The organism is Streptomyces sp. HD (assembly GCF_028369295.1).
Classification (GTDB): domain Bacteria; phylum Actinomycetota; class Actinomycetes; order Streptomycetales; family Streptomycetaceae; genus Streptomyces.
Genome location: NZ_JAQMYP010000054.1, coordinates 13,010 through 30,780, shown reverse-complemented (window position 1 = coordinate 30,780; position 17,771 = coordinate 13,010). Strand labels below are relative to the sequence as shown.

The window sequence follows — 17,771 nt, the reverse complement described above, 5'->3', positions numbered from 1 at the left end:
GACCGAGACCACCGCAAGAGGACGCGCAGTGAGGATGGACCCCCGACAGCCTAGAACGGCAGGGCACCGACAGAGGGGAACCAACCTTTCATGCTGAGCATCCGCAGCGCGGCAGCCGCAATGGCAGCGGCCACAATGGCAGCCGTCGGCACAGCCGGCAGCGCGGGAGCCACGGAACCGTGGTTCACCGTCGAGCAGTACGACAGCATCCACTTCGGCATGACGAAAACCGAAGTCCTCGCAATCACCGGCGACTCCCCCGGTTGCACCGTGAGCGCCACCAGTATGAGCTGCCGCGCCGAATCAGCGGACTACCCGCCCTACGGTGGCTTCAACTTCACCACCGACGGAAAGGTCTACCGCAAATTCCAAGAGCAGCTGCACGTAGCCAAGAAACCGTCCATCACCACCGCCCAGTACAACCGCACACACCTGGGCATGACCGAAGCACAACTATGGGGAGTGGTGTCACCGGACTCATGCGCGGTGGGCGACGAGTCCTACCCCAATTGGCCCGCCACCAACGGACACAAGGTCCTCCACTACTGCACCGCCACCACGGGCCTCTTTGCACCCTCCGCCCGATTCCAATTCACCGACGGCACCCTCACCTGGAGCAAATCCGACCTCTGACAAAGATAGACAACAAAAGGACCAAGAACGAAATAAGAAACCGGACACGAAGCGGGGCGAAGGCAACCGCACCCCAGAGACAGCCACATACATGACCCCCTGACCCGGACACGGACGCACCGACGCCCCGGGGGGGCCGCCCCCGGTGGTTGGTCGTTGGGCCCTACCGAAGAATGTGGGGCGTTCGCGACACCCGCAGTTCCGTGAGGTACCGCTTGGTGATCCGGCCTCCGTATCGCCGGTCGATCTGGCCGGCGATGCACCCCAGCAGTCCCTCCCTGGCCTCCGGCAGCAGCGCCCGGTGGCCGGAGTAGGTCCGCAGCACCTCCAGGTATGCCGCCGTGGTGTATGTCAGGTCCCACTCGTAGCGCCGGAAGACGACAGGGCCGAACCGGCCGCTGCGTGCGACCTCCTCCGTGTGATCCGAGGTGTCGACGTCCTCGGCGGCAGGAAGCCGCAGCCCCGGAGGTGTTGCCGGATCGAAACGCTCGTAGCAGTCCTGGACCTCGACGAAGAACTGTTCGCTGCCACCCGCCACATGCTGGGTGGCGACCACGGCGAGGGCACCACCGGGCCGCAGCGCGTCGGCGGCTTTCGCCATCCGCACCGCCGGATCGATCCAATGGAACGCCGTCGCCGAGACGACCGCATCGAACGGCTCCTGCGGCAGCGGCCAGGTCTCGAAGTCCGCCGTCACGATCTCCACCGCTTCGAACCCGGCCAGGTTGCGCCGGGCGACGCCGGCCATACCGGAGCCCAGCTCGACGGCGGTGATCCGGTAACCGCGCTCAGCGAGAGGCAACGTTGCCTTGCCGGTACCCGCCCCCACCTCAAGGACACGGCAGCCGGGACTGGTGCCGGCCACATCGGCGAGGTCGTCGAACAGCTCCGGCGGATACCCGGGCCTGGCCCGGTCGTACAGCTCCGCGTCCTCGTCGAAGGTCCGGCTCAGGCGGCCACGGCGCGTCTCGTCAGGCGTGTCATCGCGCATGGCGGCACACTAAGACCCGTCCGACGGTTCCGAGTCCGCGAACCTGGATCGGCTCTGGTGAGCAGATCCGCAGCCCCTGTCGGACCTGTCGCACGGGGCCTGCGACCGCATCTCGCACCTGCACGAGGTGTAAACGAGGAGTGAAGGCTCCCGCTGTCCGGGCATGTCAGCCTGGCGGCCGGTGCTCGTCGTCGGCGAAGATGCCCCGGTGAACGACCACACAACACCCCCCATACCCGCCCCGGCCCCCGCCCTGCGCCCCGTCCGCGGCATGGCCCGGCTCGCGGTCATCAGCCTCGCCCTAGCCGGCGCGCTCTGGGCCGTACGGGCAGTCTGGGAGATTCGACTCGCCGTGACAGGGGAACCCGCCTCCGGGCCGCCGGACCAGGGCGAGGGCGTGCACCGGCCGCTGACCTCGCTGGAGAACTCGTACCACTTGGTCAGCGCGGTGGGCGGTGCCGCCGTACTGATCTGCGCGATCGTGTTCCTGCTCTGGCTGGACAACGTGCGGGACAACGCGCGCGCCCTCTCCGGACACAAGCCGCGGTACTCCGGTTTCTGGCTCTACGCAGGCTGGTTGATCCCCATCGCCAACCTGTGGATCCCGCGCAGCATCATCGCGGACGCCCACCAGGACAGCGCCCCGGGCCAGCGGCTGCCGGTCTCCCTGAACGTGTGGTGGGGCCTGTGGCTGATCGGGCTGTTCAGCGGGGTGGGCCTGATGTACGGCGACGACACGGACCAGCTCATCGCCCGCGCCTACACGGACCCGTGGATGCTGTTCGTCTCGGACGCTGCCGTCATCGGCGCCGCCGCGGCCGGCATCCTCGTCGTCCGCGCTCTCACCGCCGTACAGGAGCGACACCTCCACGGAACTGTGCCGTACGGCGATTCACCGGTTCACCCGGCCTGAGGCGCGTCCGCCGGATCGCGTGACCGAACCGCGGCGGTGTCGGCTCGCCCACCGCGAGACCGGCGCCGCCGAACGCCGCGATCATCGCCACCGCGACCCACTCCAAGGTGTGCACCCGGCCGGCCCTCGAACCAGTGCGTCGCCAGGTGCTGCAGCGCAGGCAGGCCGCGCGTCGCGGCGTGCGGTGGACTGAGGCGAGGCAGCCTTTCCCGCCACGCACCGTCCCGCTCACGTGAAATGCTGGATGCGCGACCTGAGCGAGGCCGACCGAAGTGGAGGACACGATGGACTGGGCCCGCTTCGCACAGCAGATGGCATCCATGGCACGAGAACTCCTCTCAGAGGACACCATCGGCACCACACTGGAGCACATCACCGGCTCGGCCATCCAGCAGGTCGAGGGCTGCGACGCGGCCGGCATCCTCGTACTGCACGGCACACAGGTCCAGAGCCTCGCTCCCACCCATCAACTGGTCACAGACAGCGACCGGCTCCAGGAACAGCTGCACGAAGGACCGTGCTTCGACGCCGCCCGCACCAAAGCCGGCGAACACGTCTTCCGCATCTCAGACGTCACCCGCGAACAATCCCGCTGGCCCTCCTTCGCCCCCGAGGCCCAGAAACTCGGCATCGGCAGCATGATGGGCTTCCTCCTCTACACCGAGGACGAAGACCTCGGCGCACTCAACATCTACTCCCGTCGGCCCGGAGCGTTCACGGAAGCCAGTGAACTGGCCGGCTGGCTCCTCGCCTCCCACGCCGCCGTGGCCTTCTCCACCGCCCGCACTCACGCCCAGATGGAACATGCCGTCGCCACCCGCCACATCATCGGGGAAGCCATGGGCATCCTCATGGGCAGCCACGATCTCACCGAACAACAGGCCTTCGACGTCCTACGTCGCTACTCACAGGAGAACAACATCAAACTCCGCGACGTCGCCCGCCAGATCTGCGAACACGGCAGCCTCACATAGCCACAAGGAACGGCCCCCCGGGCACACGGTCAGAACCAGAGGAGCCTTGACCGAGTCGGCCCCCAGGGGAAACGCCGCCGACCCGGCCTCAACGCCAAGTCCCCGCCCACGCCGAATTCACACAACCCGAACCGCCACCCCAGTCCAGCCCGCGAGCACCCCACCTCCTTCAGACCCTTCAGGTAATGCGGCGCTCGACGGTATTGCGGCGCGCATAAAGACGGGCGGCGGTACGAATCGAACTGAAGCTGCCATGGACATGGGTCAGAAGGGTCTGGCGAAGAGTGCGGTCCGCAAGCGCCTGGTCACCCAGAGTGCGGGACACGAACGGCTCGGCCACCTCACGGTCCCGCGTCAGTACGTCGACCAGCTCGACGTCGGCCAACCGCGCGGCACGCTGCATGACCCCAGACTGATCAGCACCGCCTGGGCCGCAAACGCCTCGCCGTGCCTCGTGCGGAAGCCTTCGATCCCGTACGCCAGGCGATCTGATCCACCGCCCCGTCGAGCTTGGACCGATCCGAGGCGGGCCAAAGGATCACGGCCGTGTGGTGGCGGCCAGTCGGTAACCGAGCTGGGCCTGTGCCAGTTCCACAGCGATCGGGCGCGCCGCCGACGATCGGCTCGATGGCCGCCACCGCCTGCGCGTCGACCGTCGCCGCGTGATCCTCCAGCCCGCCCGGCCGGCCGCGACGCCTCGACGGAGTCGGCCGCGAACTGGAAGATCGACTGCGACGCGAACTCGCCCCCTGTCAGCAGCACTGGATCATCGGTGTGGGCCAGGCACTCCGACGCCCACCGCCGCCACCCCACCACGGCCGCCGCCCGCCAGGCACCGGTGAAGTCCGGGCTGCGGCCGGGCCGGCGAAGAAGTTCCTGCAAATCCTCACCGAGACCTCGGTGCTGCGAGCCCGCAGGGTCGTTCAGGGCCTGCGGCCGTGGAACGTGCGGCGCAGGTCGCTCACCCAGGCGTCGGGGTTCTCCCAGGGGATGAAGTGGCCGCCGTGGTCGTGGGCGTTGACGTTGACGTGGTTGAACCAGTCGGCCAGCGGGCCGGTCTCGAATGCCTGGACGCGCTCGTTGGCGGTGTGGATGCCGGGCGGGTTCTCGTAGGTGACGAAGGTGAGGCCGACCGGGGCCTGCACGACAGGGGTGCGATCGTGGGTGGGGGCCCAGGGGTAGCGGTTGGCGTTGGCGTAGTAACGCATCGACGTGGCAATGGAGTTGTTCACCCAGTAGATCGTGGCGTGGGTGAGCAGGTCGTCCTTGGTGAAGACGGACTCGATGTCGCCGCCGTTGTCGCTCCAGGCGTCCCAGCGCTTCAGCAGCCAGGCGAGCAGTCCGGCGGGTGAGTCGCTCAGTCCGTGGGCCAGGGTGGCGCCGTCGAGCATGTGCACGGCGAGGTGGGACGCCCAGCGGTGGTCCAGTTCGATGATGCGGGCGCGGACGTCGGCGGGCTGGTCGTCGGTGAGGGGCCGGTTCCGGGCGAAGTCCCAGGCGCGGGGGCCGGTGAAGAAGTCGAGCGGCAGCCCGGAGCCGATGTGGATGCCGTACAGGTTGTCGGCGTACTTGTGGGCCAGTTGGCTGGAGACGATCCCGCCGATGTCGCAGCCCCCGGCGGCGTACTTCTCGTATCCCAGGGTCTCGGTCATCAGGGTGTGCCAGAGGTCGGAGACCTTCCAGAAGTTGACGTCCGGAAAGCCGGTGAGTGGGCCGGGGAATCCGAAGCCGGGCAGGGACGGCACGATGACGTCGAACGCGTCGGCGGGGTCACCGCCGAACGCGGCCGGGTCGGCCAGCGGGTCGACAACTTTCGACCAGTGCCAGAACGTCCACGGCCAGCCGTGGGTGAGGATCAACGGGATCGGGCGGGGGCCGCTGCCGGGCTTGCGCATGAAGTGCACCGGGACACCGGCGACGCTCACCTGGTAGTGCTCGTAGGCGTTGATGGCGGACTCGGCCTTGCGCCAGTCGTAGCCGTCCCGCCAGTGGGCGACCAGCTCACGCAGATAGCTGTCCGGAACGCCGTAGGACCAGTCACCGTTCCCCTCGTCCACTGGCGGACGGGTCAGGGTGAGACGGGTGCGTAGGTCATCGAGAACCTCGTCGGGCACATGGACAGGTGTGGGCTCCAGGGGGAAGGTGTGCGGGGTGGTCATGGGGTGGTTCCTCACCAGGTAGGGGGAAGTGTTGTCGTTGGCCTGTTGGATGGTTGGGCGGCGAGCCGGGTCATTTCGCCGCGACTCGACCTCCCTGGCACCGGCACGGACACTCAACAGCTCTGACGATCGGACGTTTCCACATCCTCCCCGGGGCGGCGTTGCACAGCCCAATCTCCAGCCGTCGCTGATATCGACGTGGTGCGTAGAAGTCGAGGCCCACGCCGAGTCGGTGCAGCGCCGTGTACTCGTGTGGGGGGCCGGCGAACACGGCCTCCCCCTGACGCGTGTTTCGGCCCTGCCCGAAGGTCCTGTCCTCCTTCCCCGGCACGCGCCAGCGTGTACGCATCAACGGGGAAGAGCACCAGCCCCACAACTGCGGTGCGGAACGGGGAACACACATGCACTCCGCTCGAAAGGCCCTCATCGGCATAGGGGCCGCCACCCTGCTCGCGACCGGCGGCGGTGTGAGCACGGCGGCGGCGCAGGCCGCCACCGGGCCCACACCGCCGGTGCCGCCTCCGTGGCCTCGGCCCAGGACGGCGAGGCGATACGGGCGGCGCGGGCCAAGGTGACGGCGAAGAAGAGTGGGATCGGCAGGGCGTCCGCCACCTTCACGTGGAAGGGGCAGAACCGCACCGGCAAGTTCAAGGTCTACGTCAACGACACCAGCTGCGACGGGTGGGACGCCTTCACCTTCCTGCAGTTCAAGATCAAGAAGCACGGCCAGTTCAAGGTGATCACCGGCGACAGCCGCCTCTATGACTACACCTGCCGGCAGGGCGGCGGCGAGAGCAAGTCGCTCAACCGCTACATCACCTCGTACAAGCTCCACAGCATCCGCATCGCCGTGTGCCAGAACGACAAGACGGGTACGGGAGACACCTGCAAGTTCGGGAGTTGGAAGAAGAACCCCAAGTACTGAGCACGGAACCAGCCGACGAGCCGCACAGTGACCGTGCGCCCGGCCTCCCGGAAGGGGCCGGGCGCACACACGGATGAAGGAAGCCAGTGGGAGCTGACAGACCCTGCGGTGCGGTGGTCGCGAGGCGGGCGGACCGTCTCGTGACCACCGGCTGCCTGACCATCCTGATCGCGTTGGCTGTCGCTCTCGGCATCGTCGTCTCCTGGTTGTGGTACCGGCACTGGCATGACGGGAACGTCAACCGTGAGCGCGAGCAGAAGGCACTCGCATCGATCTGGGAGCAGGCCCGTGCCACGGCGGACGACACGGCCCACGCGCTCAACACGAGCGACTCCATGGATGCCGACGCGCTCACCGGCGTGATCTGGACGCGCTCCGAAGCCCCGGTGATCACCTACGACGCGTCCCGCCACGAGTTCACCGCCACGGCCGCGAGGTCCGTCCCGTACGACGAAGAGGTCATGCTCCCTGGTGGCGGGCCCGTCGAGGTGACCTGGTGTCTCGTCCTCACCTTCACCCACCGCCCCGGCCAGGCGTGGGCGTCGAGGGTTTCCGAGCGGGACGACGACGTATGCCGTCCGAGCACCGAGATCGGCGGCCGGGTCCGTCTGGCGCTGACGCGCATCTCGGGCATGTACGCCGAGGACTTGACGCGCACCGGGGTGCAGGATGCGCTCGCCCCCACCGGACGGCGTTCCTTCGACGTCAAGAACGTGGTGCGGGAAGGGGACACGGTGACCGTCTCCGTCCTCGTCTCAAGCTCGGAGACGGCCGTCGACCAGTGCTACCGCTTCACCCGGCCCGTCCCCGGCGACGACGGCCGAGGTCACGCCACAGCGGTTCCGGCGTCTTCCTGCTGACCCTGCACCGGAGGCTTGGCGAAGGCGCGGGACGTGTTCACTTCCCCCAGATCTTCCGGTACGCCTCCCGATAGCCCGATGGATCCCAGGCCGTGGCCCCGTGGCTGTTGTCGCCCGTGGTGATGTGGACGGGGGCCACGTATCCGCTGGCGGGGCGGGCGGAAAAGGCACGGTTGAATTCGTCGACGATCTGCCAGCCCTGGAGGGACAGCGGCTCGGGCACGGTGGCGGCCTGGTACTGCCTGCTGTTGATGCGTTGGAAGGCGGAGCGGTCGCCGTCGCCTGCGCCGATGTTGAACGGTGGGCCGGAGCCCTTCTTGCCGGCCGCGCGGAATGCGGGGGCCGCGTCGGCGAAGTAGAGGTCGTTGATGGCGACGGAGTGGGTCCAGGCCGTCCCGAAGCGGGAGAGGAGGGAGGCGATCACCCGGGGGGTGCGGCTGCTCGCGTCGGGGATCGGGATGTTCTCGTAGGCCAGCAGTTTCACGCCCGGGCAGGTGGCGAGCTCTTTCTTGATCAGCTCGGACTTGTACTTCGCGAAGGGGATCGAGGCGTCGGTCATGAGCACGACTCCGGCGTGGCCGCCCGAGTTCGAGATGATCCACTGCGCGCTGATGTCGGCGACGTCCTCGACGCGGGTGGTCACGTTGGTGAAGAGTTCGGGCTGCCGGCTGGGCCCGGGAGCGGCGACGGCGTGCCAGCCGATGAGCGGGATGTGTGCCGCGTTGGCCCTTGAGACCTGCTGGAGCGTCGAGTTGGGGTCGAAGCCGCCGATCACGATGCCCGAGGGCCGCAGGGCGACGGCCTGGCTCATGGCCGCCTGGATGCCGGCCGGGGTGCCGCCGCCGTCGATCACCCGGACGTTCCATCCGATGACCCGCGCCGCCGCCCGTACCCCGTCCGCGGCGCCGGCGACTCCGGGATTGGTCATGGTCTGGGCGACGTAGACGATGGTCTTGCCGGAGACCGCCGGGGGGCCGCTGGACGGACCGTTCCATGAGACGTCCGTCAGTTCCGCCCGGCTGACCATGGCCTGGGCATGGGCGTGCACCGCGGGACAGCCGTTCGGGCCCGGGGTGGACTCGTCCGGTCCGCTCTGCGAGCCGCGTTCGCAGCCGGCGAGGAACGTTGCCGTTGCGAGCAGCAGGACGCAGGTGGCGAGCCGGGCCCTGGGGACGCCGGTGGCGGCGTTGCGAGTGCTGTGCACGAGAGCTCCTCACGGAGGCGTGAGCGGGAGGATGCGGCCGGGCATGGAGGTGGTGAACGTGGCGTCGGTCAGGGAGGGGAGCCCGCGGAGTCACCGTCCGGGTTCGGGGCGGACGGCGGTTTCGGCGGCGGGGCGGGGGAATCGCGGGCCGCGACGGCTCCGGTTCGCAGTCGGCGGCGGGCGGCGTAGCCGGCCAGGCCGACGGCGATGAGCAGGGTGCCGCCGTGGAACAGCGGGACCGTCCAGAAGTCGGCGCCCAGCTGGCCGATGCCGGTCAGACCGACGGCCAGGACGGCGACGGCGACGACGGTGCCCACGGCGTTGGGCCGACCCGGTTTGATCGCGGTGGCGCCGAGCAGGGCGCCGACGAAGGCGGGCAGCAGGTAGTCGAGGCCGACGCTCGGGTTGCCGATCTGCTGCTGGGCGGCGAGCAGTACGCCGGCGAAGCCGACGATCAGCCCCGACGCGGTGAACGCGTAGACGGTGTACTTGCGGGTCGGGATGCCGATCAGGTCGGCGGCGCGCGGGTTCGACCCGATCACGTACAGGTAGCGGCCGAGCGGGAGCCGCTCCAGGACCAGCCAGAGGGCGACGGTGAGCGCGAGGACGTAGTAGGCGGGGACCGGCAGGCCCAGGAACGTGGAGTCGTAGAGGTCGGTGAAGGCGGCCGGGAGGCCTCGCGGTCCGGGGACGATCCGGCCGCCGTCCGTGATCCAGCCGGTGACGGCGTACATCATGCTGCCGGTCCCGAGGGTGGCGATGAAGGAGTCGATCCGGCCGAACACGACGATGACGCCGTTCAGGATGCCCACGACCGCTCCTCCGGCGATCACCGCGAAGCACGCGAGCGGCCAGGGCCACCCTTCGTTGACGATGAGCTCCAGCACCATGACGTGCGCCAGGCCGAGGCCGTAGCCGATCGAGAGATCGAACGCGCCGGTCACGATGGGGACCATGGCGGCGAGGGCGAGGACGGCGGGGATCGACTGGTTGGACAGGATCGAGTCGACGGTGTCCAGCGTGGGGAAGGTGCGGGGCAGGGCGAGCGAGAAGATCAGGAAGAGTACGGCGGTGAGGGCCAGGAGGCCGTACGCGCCGATGAGGTGCCCGCCCGATCGGGGCCGGGGCGAGGACGGTGCCGGCGAGGGGGTCATGGATTCGTCGCGGTTCCGGAGGAGGGCATGGCCGAAGCCGCCCGGGTGAGTGCGGCCACGGTGAGGGCCGGACCGCTCAGCTCCGTCGTCACGGCCCCGCCGACGAAGACCAGGGCGCGCCGGCACGTGCTGGTGACCTCCTCGAAGTCGGTGGAGATGAGCAGGACCGCGAGGCCCGCGGCGAGCGCCTCGTCGAGCAGCCGGTGGACCGCGGCCTTGCCGCCCACGTCCACACTCGCGGTCGGCTCCTCAAGGATCAGCAGGCGCAGGCCCACCCGGAGCCATCGGCTGATCATCACCTTCTGCTGGTTTCCGCCGGACAGGACGGCGATGGGGGCCTCGCTGTCGCGGGGACGCACCGAGAACCGTTCGATCAGGGTGGTGGCCTCGGCGCGTTCGCGGCGCGGGCTGATCCACCGCGGTGCGGGAGGCCCCCCGGCGCGGGGGTTGGCCAGGAGGTTCTCCCGTACGGTCAGTTCGGCGAGGCAGCCCTCCTGTTGCCGGTCCCCCGGCACCAGGCCGACACCGAGGGCGACGGCGTCCGCGACCGTACGCGGGTGGTACGGCCGGCCGCCGAGCAGCACCTGTCCGCCGAGGACGGGACGGGAGCCGGCCATGGCCCGTCCCAGGGCCAGGTGCCCGGCGCCCGAGAGGCCGACCAGGCCCAGGACCTCTCCGGCCCTGAGTGCCAGGCTGACCGGTCCGGCGTCGGCGGTGCGCACACGGTCGAGCGTGAGGACGGCGGGGCCGGCGGCGGGTGTGCGGGCGGGGCGGTGGTCGGCCAGTTCCTCGCCGACGATGTCGTGCACGAGTCGGGCGGGGCTGTGGCCCGCGAGCGGGCCGTGGCCGACGAGGTGGCCGTCGCGCAGAACGGCGAAGGTGTCGGCCACCTCGTACACCTCGTCCAGGCGGTGGCTGACGTAGAGGATGCCGTGTCCCCGGTCGCGCAGCGCGTGCAGGACGCGGAAGAGGCGGGTGCAGTCCGCTGCGGGGAGGCGGGCGGTCGGCTCGTCGAGGACGATCAGCTTCGCCCGTGCGGCGAGGGCTCGGGCGATGGCGACCAGCGAACGCTCGGTGGGGGCGAGGTCGGCGATCGGTGCGTCGGGGTCGAGGTGGGCGGCGACGATCCGCAGGGCGTCGATGCAGTGCTCGCGGGTCCGCCGCCAGGAGATCAGTCCGGCACGGCGTGCGTATCCCGTGCTCAGGGCGATGTTCTCGGCGACCGTCATCCACTCCACGAGGCCGAGGTCCTGGTGGATGAAGGACATGCTGCGGGAGGCGGCATGGGTCCGCAGGGGGTGCCCGTCCACCGTGATCTGTCCCGCGTCGGCGTGGTGGACGCCGGAGAGCACCTTGATGAGCGTGGACTTTCCGGCGCCGTTGGCCCCGAGGAGGGCGAGGACGCTGCCCGCGTGGATGTCGAGATCGACCCCGGCCAGCGCGACGGTGCCGCCGAACCGCTTACGGAGTCCTCGGACGCGGACCAGGGGTTTTGCTCCGCCGGGCGGCATCGCCCTGTCGGGGGTGTCGGGAGCGTCGTACACGGACATCTCCCCGGGGTCGGCCTGGCAGGTTCTTCCCGACTGCCATGAGGGATACTAGCGGGTCATTTCATGACATTTCAGGCATTCTGAAGTGGCGTGTGGCCGCAACCCCGTCAGACCCCGGCGAGACCGCATTCGGCCCAGATGACCTTGCCCTGCGGGATGTAGCGCGTACCCCAGCTCTGTGACAGCTGTGCGACGAGGAACAGGCCACGACCGCCCTCGTCGGTGTTCGCCGCGCGGCGCAGGTGCGGGGCGGTGTTGCTGGCGTCGCAGACCTCGCAGATCAGGGTGCGGCCGTGCAGCAGCCGCACCCTGATGGGCCCGGCACCGTGGCGGATGGCGTTGGTGACCAGCTCGCTGAGTATGAGTTCCGCGGCGAACGCGGCCTCGTCGAGGCCCCACTCGGCCAGCCTCCGGACGGCGGCGGCGCGGACCTCGCTGACCCGGGCCGGGTCGGCGGGCAGGTCCCAGGTCGCGATCCGGTCGGGGGGCAGGGCGTGAGTGCGGGCGACGAGCAGGGCGATGTCGTCGCTGGGGTGGGCCGACGCCACGGTGTCCAGGATGACCTGGCAGGTGTCCTCGGGCGTGCGCTCCGGGTGGGCCAGGGCTCCTCGCAGCTGGTCGAGGACCACGTCGACGTCGCGCTGCCGGTCCTCGATGAGCCCGTCCGTGTAGAGGACGAGACGGCTGCCCTCGGGGAGGTGGACCTCGGCGGATTCGAAGGGCAGACCGCCGAGGCCGAGCGGGGGCCCGGCGGGCAGGTCGGGGAAGGACACGGTGCCGTCGGGGTGGGCCAGCGCGGGCGGAGGGTGGCCGGCCCGCGCCATGGTGCACTGCTGCGAGGTCGGGTCGTAGACGGCGTACAGGCAGGTCGCGCCGATGATGCCGGCGCCGTCGGAGTCGGGGTCCTCCCGGTCCAGGCGTCCCACGAGGCTGTCGAGGTGGGTGAGGACTTCGTCCGGCGGGAAGTCGAGTTCGGCGAAGCTGCGCGCGGCGGTGCGCAGTCGGCCCATGGTGGCGGCGGAGAGCATGCCGTGTCCGACGACGTCGCCGACGAAGAGGCCGACCCGGGTTCCGGAGAGGGGGACGACGTCGTACCAGTCCCCGCCCACGTCCGATTCGGCGGGCAGGTAGCGGTGCGCGACCTCGACGGCGTCCTGGTCGGGCAGACCGTGCGGGAGCAGGCTGCGCTGCAGGGCCAGGACCATGGTGCGTTCGCGGGTATAGCGCCGGGCGTTGTCGATGGACAGCGCGGCTCGGTTCGCGAGTTCCTGGGCCAGCGAACGGTCGTCGTCACCGAAGGGCGCGGGGTCCTGCGCTCGGTAGAAGCCGACGATGCCCAGCACGACACCGCGGGCGACCAGGGGCACCGCGATGAGGGAGTGGACGTGGCTGAGCAGTTGCCCGGTGTGCTCGGGGTCCTGCGCGAGCCAGCCCGCCGCGGCCTTCAGGTCCGGTTCCAGCACCGCCTGTCCGCTGGTCAGACAGCGCAGTTGGGGCGTGGTCGGGCCGTAGTCGACCCGCTTGCCGACCGGTGAGAAGGGCAGGCCGTCGCGGATCCCGTGGACCACGGCACGGCGCAGGTCACTGCCGGGGTCGGCGGACTCCTCGCCGCGCAGTACGGCTTCCGGCAGGTCGATGGTGACGAAGTCGGCCAGTCGCGGGACCGCCGTCTCGGCGAGTTCCCGGGCGGTGCGGCGCACGTCCAGGGTGGTGCCTATGCGGGCGCTGACCTCGGAGAGCAGCTCCAGCCGGCGTCGCGCGGCCAGCGCGTAGGTCCCCACGTGCGGCTCGCCCACCATCACGAGCCCCGTCTTCGAGGGCGGGAAGCCGGAGCGGTGGTCCGTCGCACCGTCGGCGGCGACGCTCATGGCGCCCTGGCCCTGCTCGGCACCGGACAGGGGCCCGGACGACACGGTGACGGGGACCTGCTCGGGCGCCGGAGCAGCATGAGCAGCCTCGGGCTGCGGGACGGCGGGGACGGCGGGGACGGCGGGGACGGCGGCAGGCTCGACGGCGAAGCCCAGCGGCTCGTCGACCTGGCGTGGCACGGCGGCGAGGAACCTTCCGGGTGAAAGGCCGGGGAGGACGGCCTCGATGGCGATGCCCGCCACTCCGCAGGCCGTCGTCACCGGACGGCTCACGAGCGTGACCAGGCGGCCGTCGGACAGGTGCACGTCGACGGCGGCCCGTATCCCCAGGGCGATCAGCTCGGCGGCCTTGCCCACCACGGCGGACCGGTCCCGGGGGTGCAGTTCGAGGGCCAGTTCGTCCACCCCGATGCCGCGGTGGGAACCGGCCGAGGTTCTGGCTCCCGCGTCCAGGTACGCCCGCAGCAGGGCGCGCCCGCGCGCGGAACTCTGCCCGAGCAGCCGGCGCTCGATGGCCTCCGCCGCCCTGCGTATCACGGTGTCCAGCGCGGGGTCCTCGGCGCTGCGCGGATAGCCGAAGCACAGGACACCCTCGATACGGCCGCTGAGCGGGTCGCGGACGGGCAGTGCGCGGCAGGCGCTTCCCTGGGAACGCTCGGCGAAGTGCTCGGCGCCGTAGACCCGGATGAGCCGACGCTCCGCGAGAGCGAGACCGATGCCGTTGGTGCCGGCGACGTGTTCGGCGAAGACGAATCCCGGGACGCGTTGGATCGCCGGGAGGGTTCTGGCCAAAGACGCCTCTCCGAAACGCCGCAGGAGAACCGTCCCGTCCGCGTCGGCGACGGAGATGTTCATCGAGGTGCCGGCGAACCGGGACTGCAGCCTGTCGAGCACGGGCAGGGACGCGTGCACGATCCGGCCGTCCGGGTCGAAGTCGTCGCGGAAGGGAAGGTCGACCTGGTCCGGCGAGAGATCCAGGGACTGGCAGCGCTGCCACGAGTTCAGGATGGACGTCCGTACGCCCGTCTCGACCGGCTCCCCCTGCAGAAACCGCTCACGGGAGCGTGCGGGCCCTGCGCCGCCTGTCGCACGCCCCGTCGACATCGGTTCCCCGCCGGACCGAACCACGCCTCGCCTCACTCGTGCTTTCTGTAACCCATCTTCGGAAATACCCAGCATTAACGACAATACGGGAAATCCAAGACATGAGTCACGATCCGCAAGATCGATCACGCACAGTGACCGGGCCGGGGGTGCGGGGCCGGACGGTGGTCACAGGACCGCGACCGGACTGACAGGTGAGCCGGTCCCGCCGGGAACGTTCAACGGCGCCACCACCAGCAGGAACTCGTACCGCCCCGCTTCGGCGGTCGCGGCCGAGAGTGCCTCCAGGTCGAGGTTGTCCAGCAGCGGCACCCCCATCGCGGCCACGGCCAGGGCGTGGACGGGCGAGTGCACACCCTCCACCGGTGAGGGCCGCACATCGCTGTCGCCGTCGCCGCCCAGCAGCGCGATGCCGCGCTCGCCGAGCAGGGGCAGCGCGTCCACGTGGAAACCCGCGCTCGCCTCGTCGGGATCCCAGGCACCGAGCTCCGCGCGACGGCGGGCGTGCCCGGAACGCAGCAGCACCGCGTCTCCCTCGCCGATCGTCACATCGAGCGCCTGCTCGGCGGCGATGACGTCCTTCGCATGTACCGCCCGTCCCGGCTCCAGCCACCGGATCCCGAGGACGGCGGGCAGGTCGAGAAGCACACCCCTCGTGACGAGGGGGCCGAGCTCCGACACCGCGCCGAAGCGGGCGCCCGTGGCGTCGACGACCTCGTCCGCCGCCCGGCCGTCGTAGAGCCGCCCCCGGTAGGCGATATGGCACAGGGCATCGAGATGGGTGACGCCCTTGCCGTGGTAGTCGGCAGCGATGAAGTCCTTGTAGGTGGCGGGCTCCGGGGCTTCCCGATCGCCCAGATCGGTCATGTGATGCAGGGCGGGCCTGCGGTTGTCGGGCCCGGGCCGGGTGTTCCAGGGCAGTGCCATCGGGACGACGGTCCCGGACCGCACCGTGGCCGTGGCCCGCCGTACGGATTCCGCGGTCACCCGGTTCCAGGCGCCGCGGTCGGCCGGCGCCCACCGCCCCCAGGTGCGCACCGTCTCGAAGAGTGCGTCGAACTCCCGTCGGGAGACCGCGGGACCGTTGTCGGCGTCGGCGGGCGCGGGGGTGGGCGCGGGGGTGGGGTCAGGGGTGGGGTCGGGGGCCTCGGCGGAATTTGAGCTCATCCGTACTCACCGTCCCCGTCGACGCCATGACGGCGATCATGTTGCCGCTGATATCCGCGCCGTAACCCGGCAAGGCTTCTCGACTCGACGCCCTGAAGCTGACACCTTAAACGCGCATGAAGCTGACCGAAACCGGGCAAACCGCAGCATCGGTACGCTGGAGGCTCGTGCTGGCCAGCAGCACCATGCTCTTCGTCGAGCTGGCGCTGATCCGATGGGGCGGCGCCAACGTCGTCCATCTCAGCTACTTCTCGAACTTCATCCTGCTGGGATCGTTCCTCGGCATCGGCATCGGGTTCCTGATCCCGGCGGCGCGCGGGCAGTGGCTCAAACGCTGTACGCCCATCCCCCTCGCACTGCTCGTCGTCCTGGTGCGCGCGTACCCGGTGCAGGTGCGCCAGAGCAGCAGTGAGGTCATCTACTTCACGGCCGTGAAGACCACCGGCCTGCCCCAGTGGGTGACGCTGCCGGCCATCTTCCTGCTGACCGCGGTGATCATGGCCGGGATCGGCAAGATCACCGCCGACCTCTTCCGCCGGCTCCCCTCGCTCGACGCCTACCGCTACGACCTGCTCGGCAGCATCACCGGTTCGGTCTCCTTCGCCGTACTGTCCTGGTTGTGCGCCCCATCGGTCGTGTGGGGCGTATGCGCCGCCGCGGCCCTGCTGATCCTCGGTGGGCGCCGCAACACGCTGCTGTACGCCATCCCCCTCACGGCGATGGTCGCCGCGCTGTTCCTGGAGACGACGACGGCCGGCGTCTCCTGGTCGCCCTACTACAAGATCGAGCTCGAAAAGTCGCCGACCACCACCCGGACCTACTACATCTCCGCCAACGGCGTCCCGCACCAGAGCACCGCACCGCTGCCGGTGCTGATGCGGGAGAACTCGCCCTATCGGCAGGCGTACGAGCAGACACCCCGCAACCCGCACAAGCGTGTGCTGGTCATCGGGGCCGGCAACGGCAATGACGTCGCGGTCGCGCTGGCGCACGGAGCGCAGCACGTGGACGCGGTCGAAATCGACCCGCGCCTGCAGGAGATCGGTGCGCAACTGCACCCCGCCAGGCCGTACGACGACCCCAGGGTGCACGTCCACATCGACGACGGGCGGGCGTTCCTGGAGCGGACGAACGCCAAGTACGACCTGATCGTTCTGGCGCTCCCGGACTCGCTGACGCTGGTGTCGGGCGCGAGCAATCTGCGGCTGGAGAGCTACCTGTTCACCCGTGAGGCGTTCGAGGCCGCCCGCGATCACCTGACGCCGAACGGCGCGTTCGCCATGTACAACTACTACCGCAAGAGCTGGCTGGTCGACCGCTTCGCCGGTGATCTCGACGGCCTCTACGGCCACGCCCCCTGCATGACGACGTACAAACGGAACGCGGCCGTGCTGGTGGCCGGGATGAGCCCCGCCGACCAGTCCTGCAAGCAGACCTGGCGGGCCACCGGGGCCATCCCGGCGGCCGCACGCGACGACCACCCCTTCCCGTATCTGCTGCACCGGGGCATCCCCACGCTCTACCTGGGCGCCCTGGGCGCGATCCTGCTGGTGACCTTGCTGTCGGTGCGCCTGACCGGGGTCCGCATCCGGAGCACGTTCCGCTACGCCGACATGTTTCTGCTGGGCGCGGCCTTCATGCTGCTCGAAACGAAGAACGTGATCGGCTTCGCGCTGTTCTTCGGTACGACCTGGCTGGTCAACGCGCTCGTGTTCTTCGGTGTCCTGCTCTCCGTCCTCGCCGCGGTCGAGGTCCGGCGCAGGTTGCGGCGGGTCAGCCAACCGTTGCTGCAACTGCTGCTCTTCGGCTCTCTCGCGGCGGCCTGGCTGGTTCCGGTGCAGGCCGTGCTCTCGCTGCCCTTCGCCGGACGGCTCGCAGCCGCCATCGCGCTGGCCTTCGCGCCGATCTTCTGTGCCAACCTCATCTTCTCGGACCGCCTCGCACTGGCCCCCGACCCGACATCCGCGTTCGGCGCGAATCTGCTGGGTGCGCTGACCGGGGGCGCGCTCGAATATCTGGCGCTGATGACGGGATATCAGGCGCTGCTGCTGGTGGTCGCCGTGCTGTATCTGGGGGCATGCGTCGCCATGCGCTTCACCGGTCGCGGGCCGGGCATGCGGGCAGCGCAGGTGCCGGAGGAGACCGTGGCCGTCAGGGCCCAGCCGAGCACGGGCCGCTGATACCGGTTGGGGGTGCGGCAGCGGCGACAGGCTCCGGTGCGAGGCCCTCGGCCACCGCGGAGGCGGCCGGCCAATCGCCCGCACCGGAG

The 17,771-nt window shown here is 70.0% G+C and carries 14 protein-coding genes; 6 read left to right on the top strand and 8 right to left on the bottom strand.

Annotated features, from left to right (window positions below; genetic code table 11):
• The first annotated feature begins 90 nt into the window (after positions 1-90).
• Positions 91-633, top strand: coding sequence for a BLIP family protein (locus tag POF73_RS37165; protein WP_272123679.1), 543 nt, complete (start codon positions 91-93; stop codon positions 631-633).
• Between the two features lie 163 nt (positions 634-796).
• Here the strand turns inward: POF73_RS37165 and POF73_RS37160 are convergent, their stop codons facing one another.
• Positions 797-1,624 carry a class I SAM-dependent methyltransferase gene (locus POF73_RS37160; RefSeq protein ID WP_272123678.1) on the bottom strand — a complete coding sequence of 276 codons (828 nt, stop codon included), beginning with the start codon at positions 1,622-1,624 and terminating at the stop codon, positions 797-799.
• Between the two features lie 208 nt (positions 1,625-1,832).
• On the opposite strand from POF73_RS37160, the gene POF73_RS37155 reads away from it, so the two are divergent.
• Both POF73_RS37155 and POF73_RS37150 read left to right on the top strand, forming a co-directional pair.
• Positions 1,833-2,537 (top strand): DUF4328 domain-containing protein, encoded by a 705-nt coding sequence (locus POF73_RS37155; protein WP_272123677.1) that lies wholly within the window; start codon positions 1,833-1,835, stop codon positions 2,535-2,537.
• Between the two features lie 284 nt (positions 2,538-2,821).
• Positions 2,822-3,511: a GAF and ANTAR domain-containing protein gene (locus tag POF73_RS37150; RefSeq protein ID WP_272123675.1), complete on the top strand. Its 690-nt coding sequence runs from the start codon at positions 2,822-2,824 to the stop codon at positions 3,509-3,511.
• A 178-nt stretch (positions 3,512-3,689) separates the two neighbouring features.
• Here POF73_RS37150 and POF73_RS37145 read toward each other — a convergent pair whose 3' ends face one another.
• A complete protein-coding gene (locus tag POF73_RS37145) occupies positions 3,690-3,914 on the bottom strand; it encodes a hypothetical protein (RefSeq protein ID WP_272123673.1) in 225 nt (74 codons plus the stop codon).
• Positions 3,915-4,434: 520 nt separating this feature from the next.
• Complete coding sequence (locus POF73_RS37140) at positions 4,435-5,670, bottom strand: epoxide hydrolase family protein (protein WP_272123671.1); 1,236 nt, start codon at positions 5,668-5,670, stop codon at positions 4,435-4,437.
• 523 nt (positions 5,671-6,193) lie between these two features.
• Between POF73_RS37140 and POF73_RS37135 the strand changes: the two genes are divergently transcribed.
• Both POF73_RS37135 and POF73_RS37130 read left to right on the top strand, forming a co-directional pair.
• A complete protein-coding gene (locus POF73_RS37135; protein ID WP_272123669.1) occupies positions 6,194-6,595 on the top strand; it encodes a hypothetical protein in 402 nt (133 codons plus the stop codon).
• Positions 6,596-6,681: 86 nt separating this feature from the next.
• Positions 6,682-7,455, top strand: a complete 774-nt coding sequence (locus POF73_RS37130) for a hypothetical protein (protein WP_272123667.1) — start codon at positions 6,682-6,684, stop codon at positions 7,453-7,455.
• 37 nt (positions 7,456-7,492) lie between these two features.
• On the opposite strand, the gene POF73_RS37125 is transcribed toward POF73_RS37130, so the two are convergent.
• The 5 genes from POF73_RS37125 to POF73_RS37105 all read right to left on the bottom strand — a co-directional run bounded on the left by POF73_RS37125 (position 7,493) and on the right by POF73_RS37105 (position 15,502).
• Complete coding sequence (locus POF73_RS37125) at positions 7,493-8,659, bottom strand: substrate-binding domain-containing protein (protein ID WP_443049702.1); 1,167 nt, start codon at positions 8,657-8,659, stop codon at positions 7,493-7,495.
• A 68-nt stretch (positions 8,660-8,727) separates the two neighbouring features.
• The gene (locus tag POF73_RS37120) at positions 8,728-9,813 is read right to left on the bottom strand and encodes an ABC transporter permease (protein ID WP_272123666.1); all 1,086 of its coding nucleotides are present in this window, start codon (positions 9,811-9,813) and stop codon (positions 8,728-8,730) included.
• On the bottom strand, positions 9,810-11,363 hold the full coding sequence (locus POF73_RS37115; protein WP_443049701.1) for a sugar ABC transporter ATP-binding protein: 1,554 nt from the start codon (positions 11,361-11,363) through the stop codon (positions 9,810-9,812). The genes POF73_RS37120 and POF73_RS37115 overlap by 4 nt, the downstream gene beginning before the upstream one ends.
• A 107-nt stretch (positions 11,364-11,470) precedes the next feature.
• A complete protein-coding gene (locus POF73_RS37110) occupies positions 11,471-14,335 on the bottom strand; it encodes a SpoIIE family protein phosphatase (protein ID WP_443049700.1) in 2,865 nt (954 codons plus the stop codon).
• A 168-nt stretch (positions 14,336-14,503) separates the two neighbouring features.
• Positions 14,504-15,502 carry a cyclase family protein gene (locus tag POF73_RS37105; RefSeq protein ID WP_272123659.1) on the bottom strand — a complete coding sequence of 333 codons (999 nt, stop codon included), beginning with the start codon at positions 15,500-15,502 and terminating at the stop codon, positions 14,504-14,506.
• Between the two features lie 167 nt (positions 15,503-15,669).
• On the opposite strand from POF73_RS37105, the gene POF73_RS37100 reads away from it, so the two are divergent.
• Positions 15,670-17,682 (top strand): spermidine synthase, encoded by a 2,013-nt coding sequence (locus tag POF73_RS37100; protein WP_272123657.1) that lies wholly within the window; start codon positions 15,670-15,672, stop codon positions 17,680-17,682.
• Positions 17,683-17,771 lie beyond the last annotated feature (89 nt).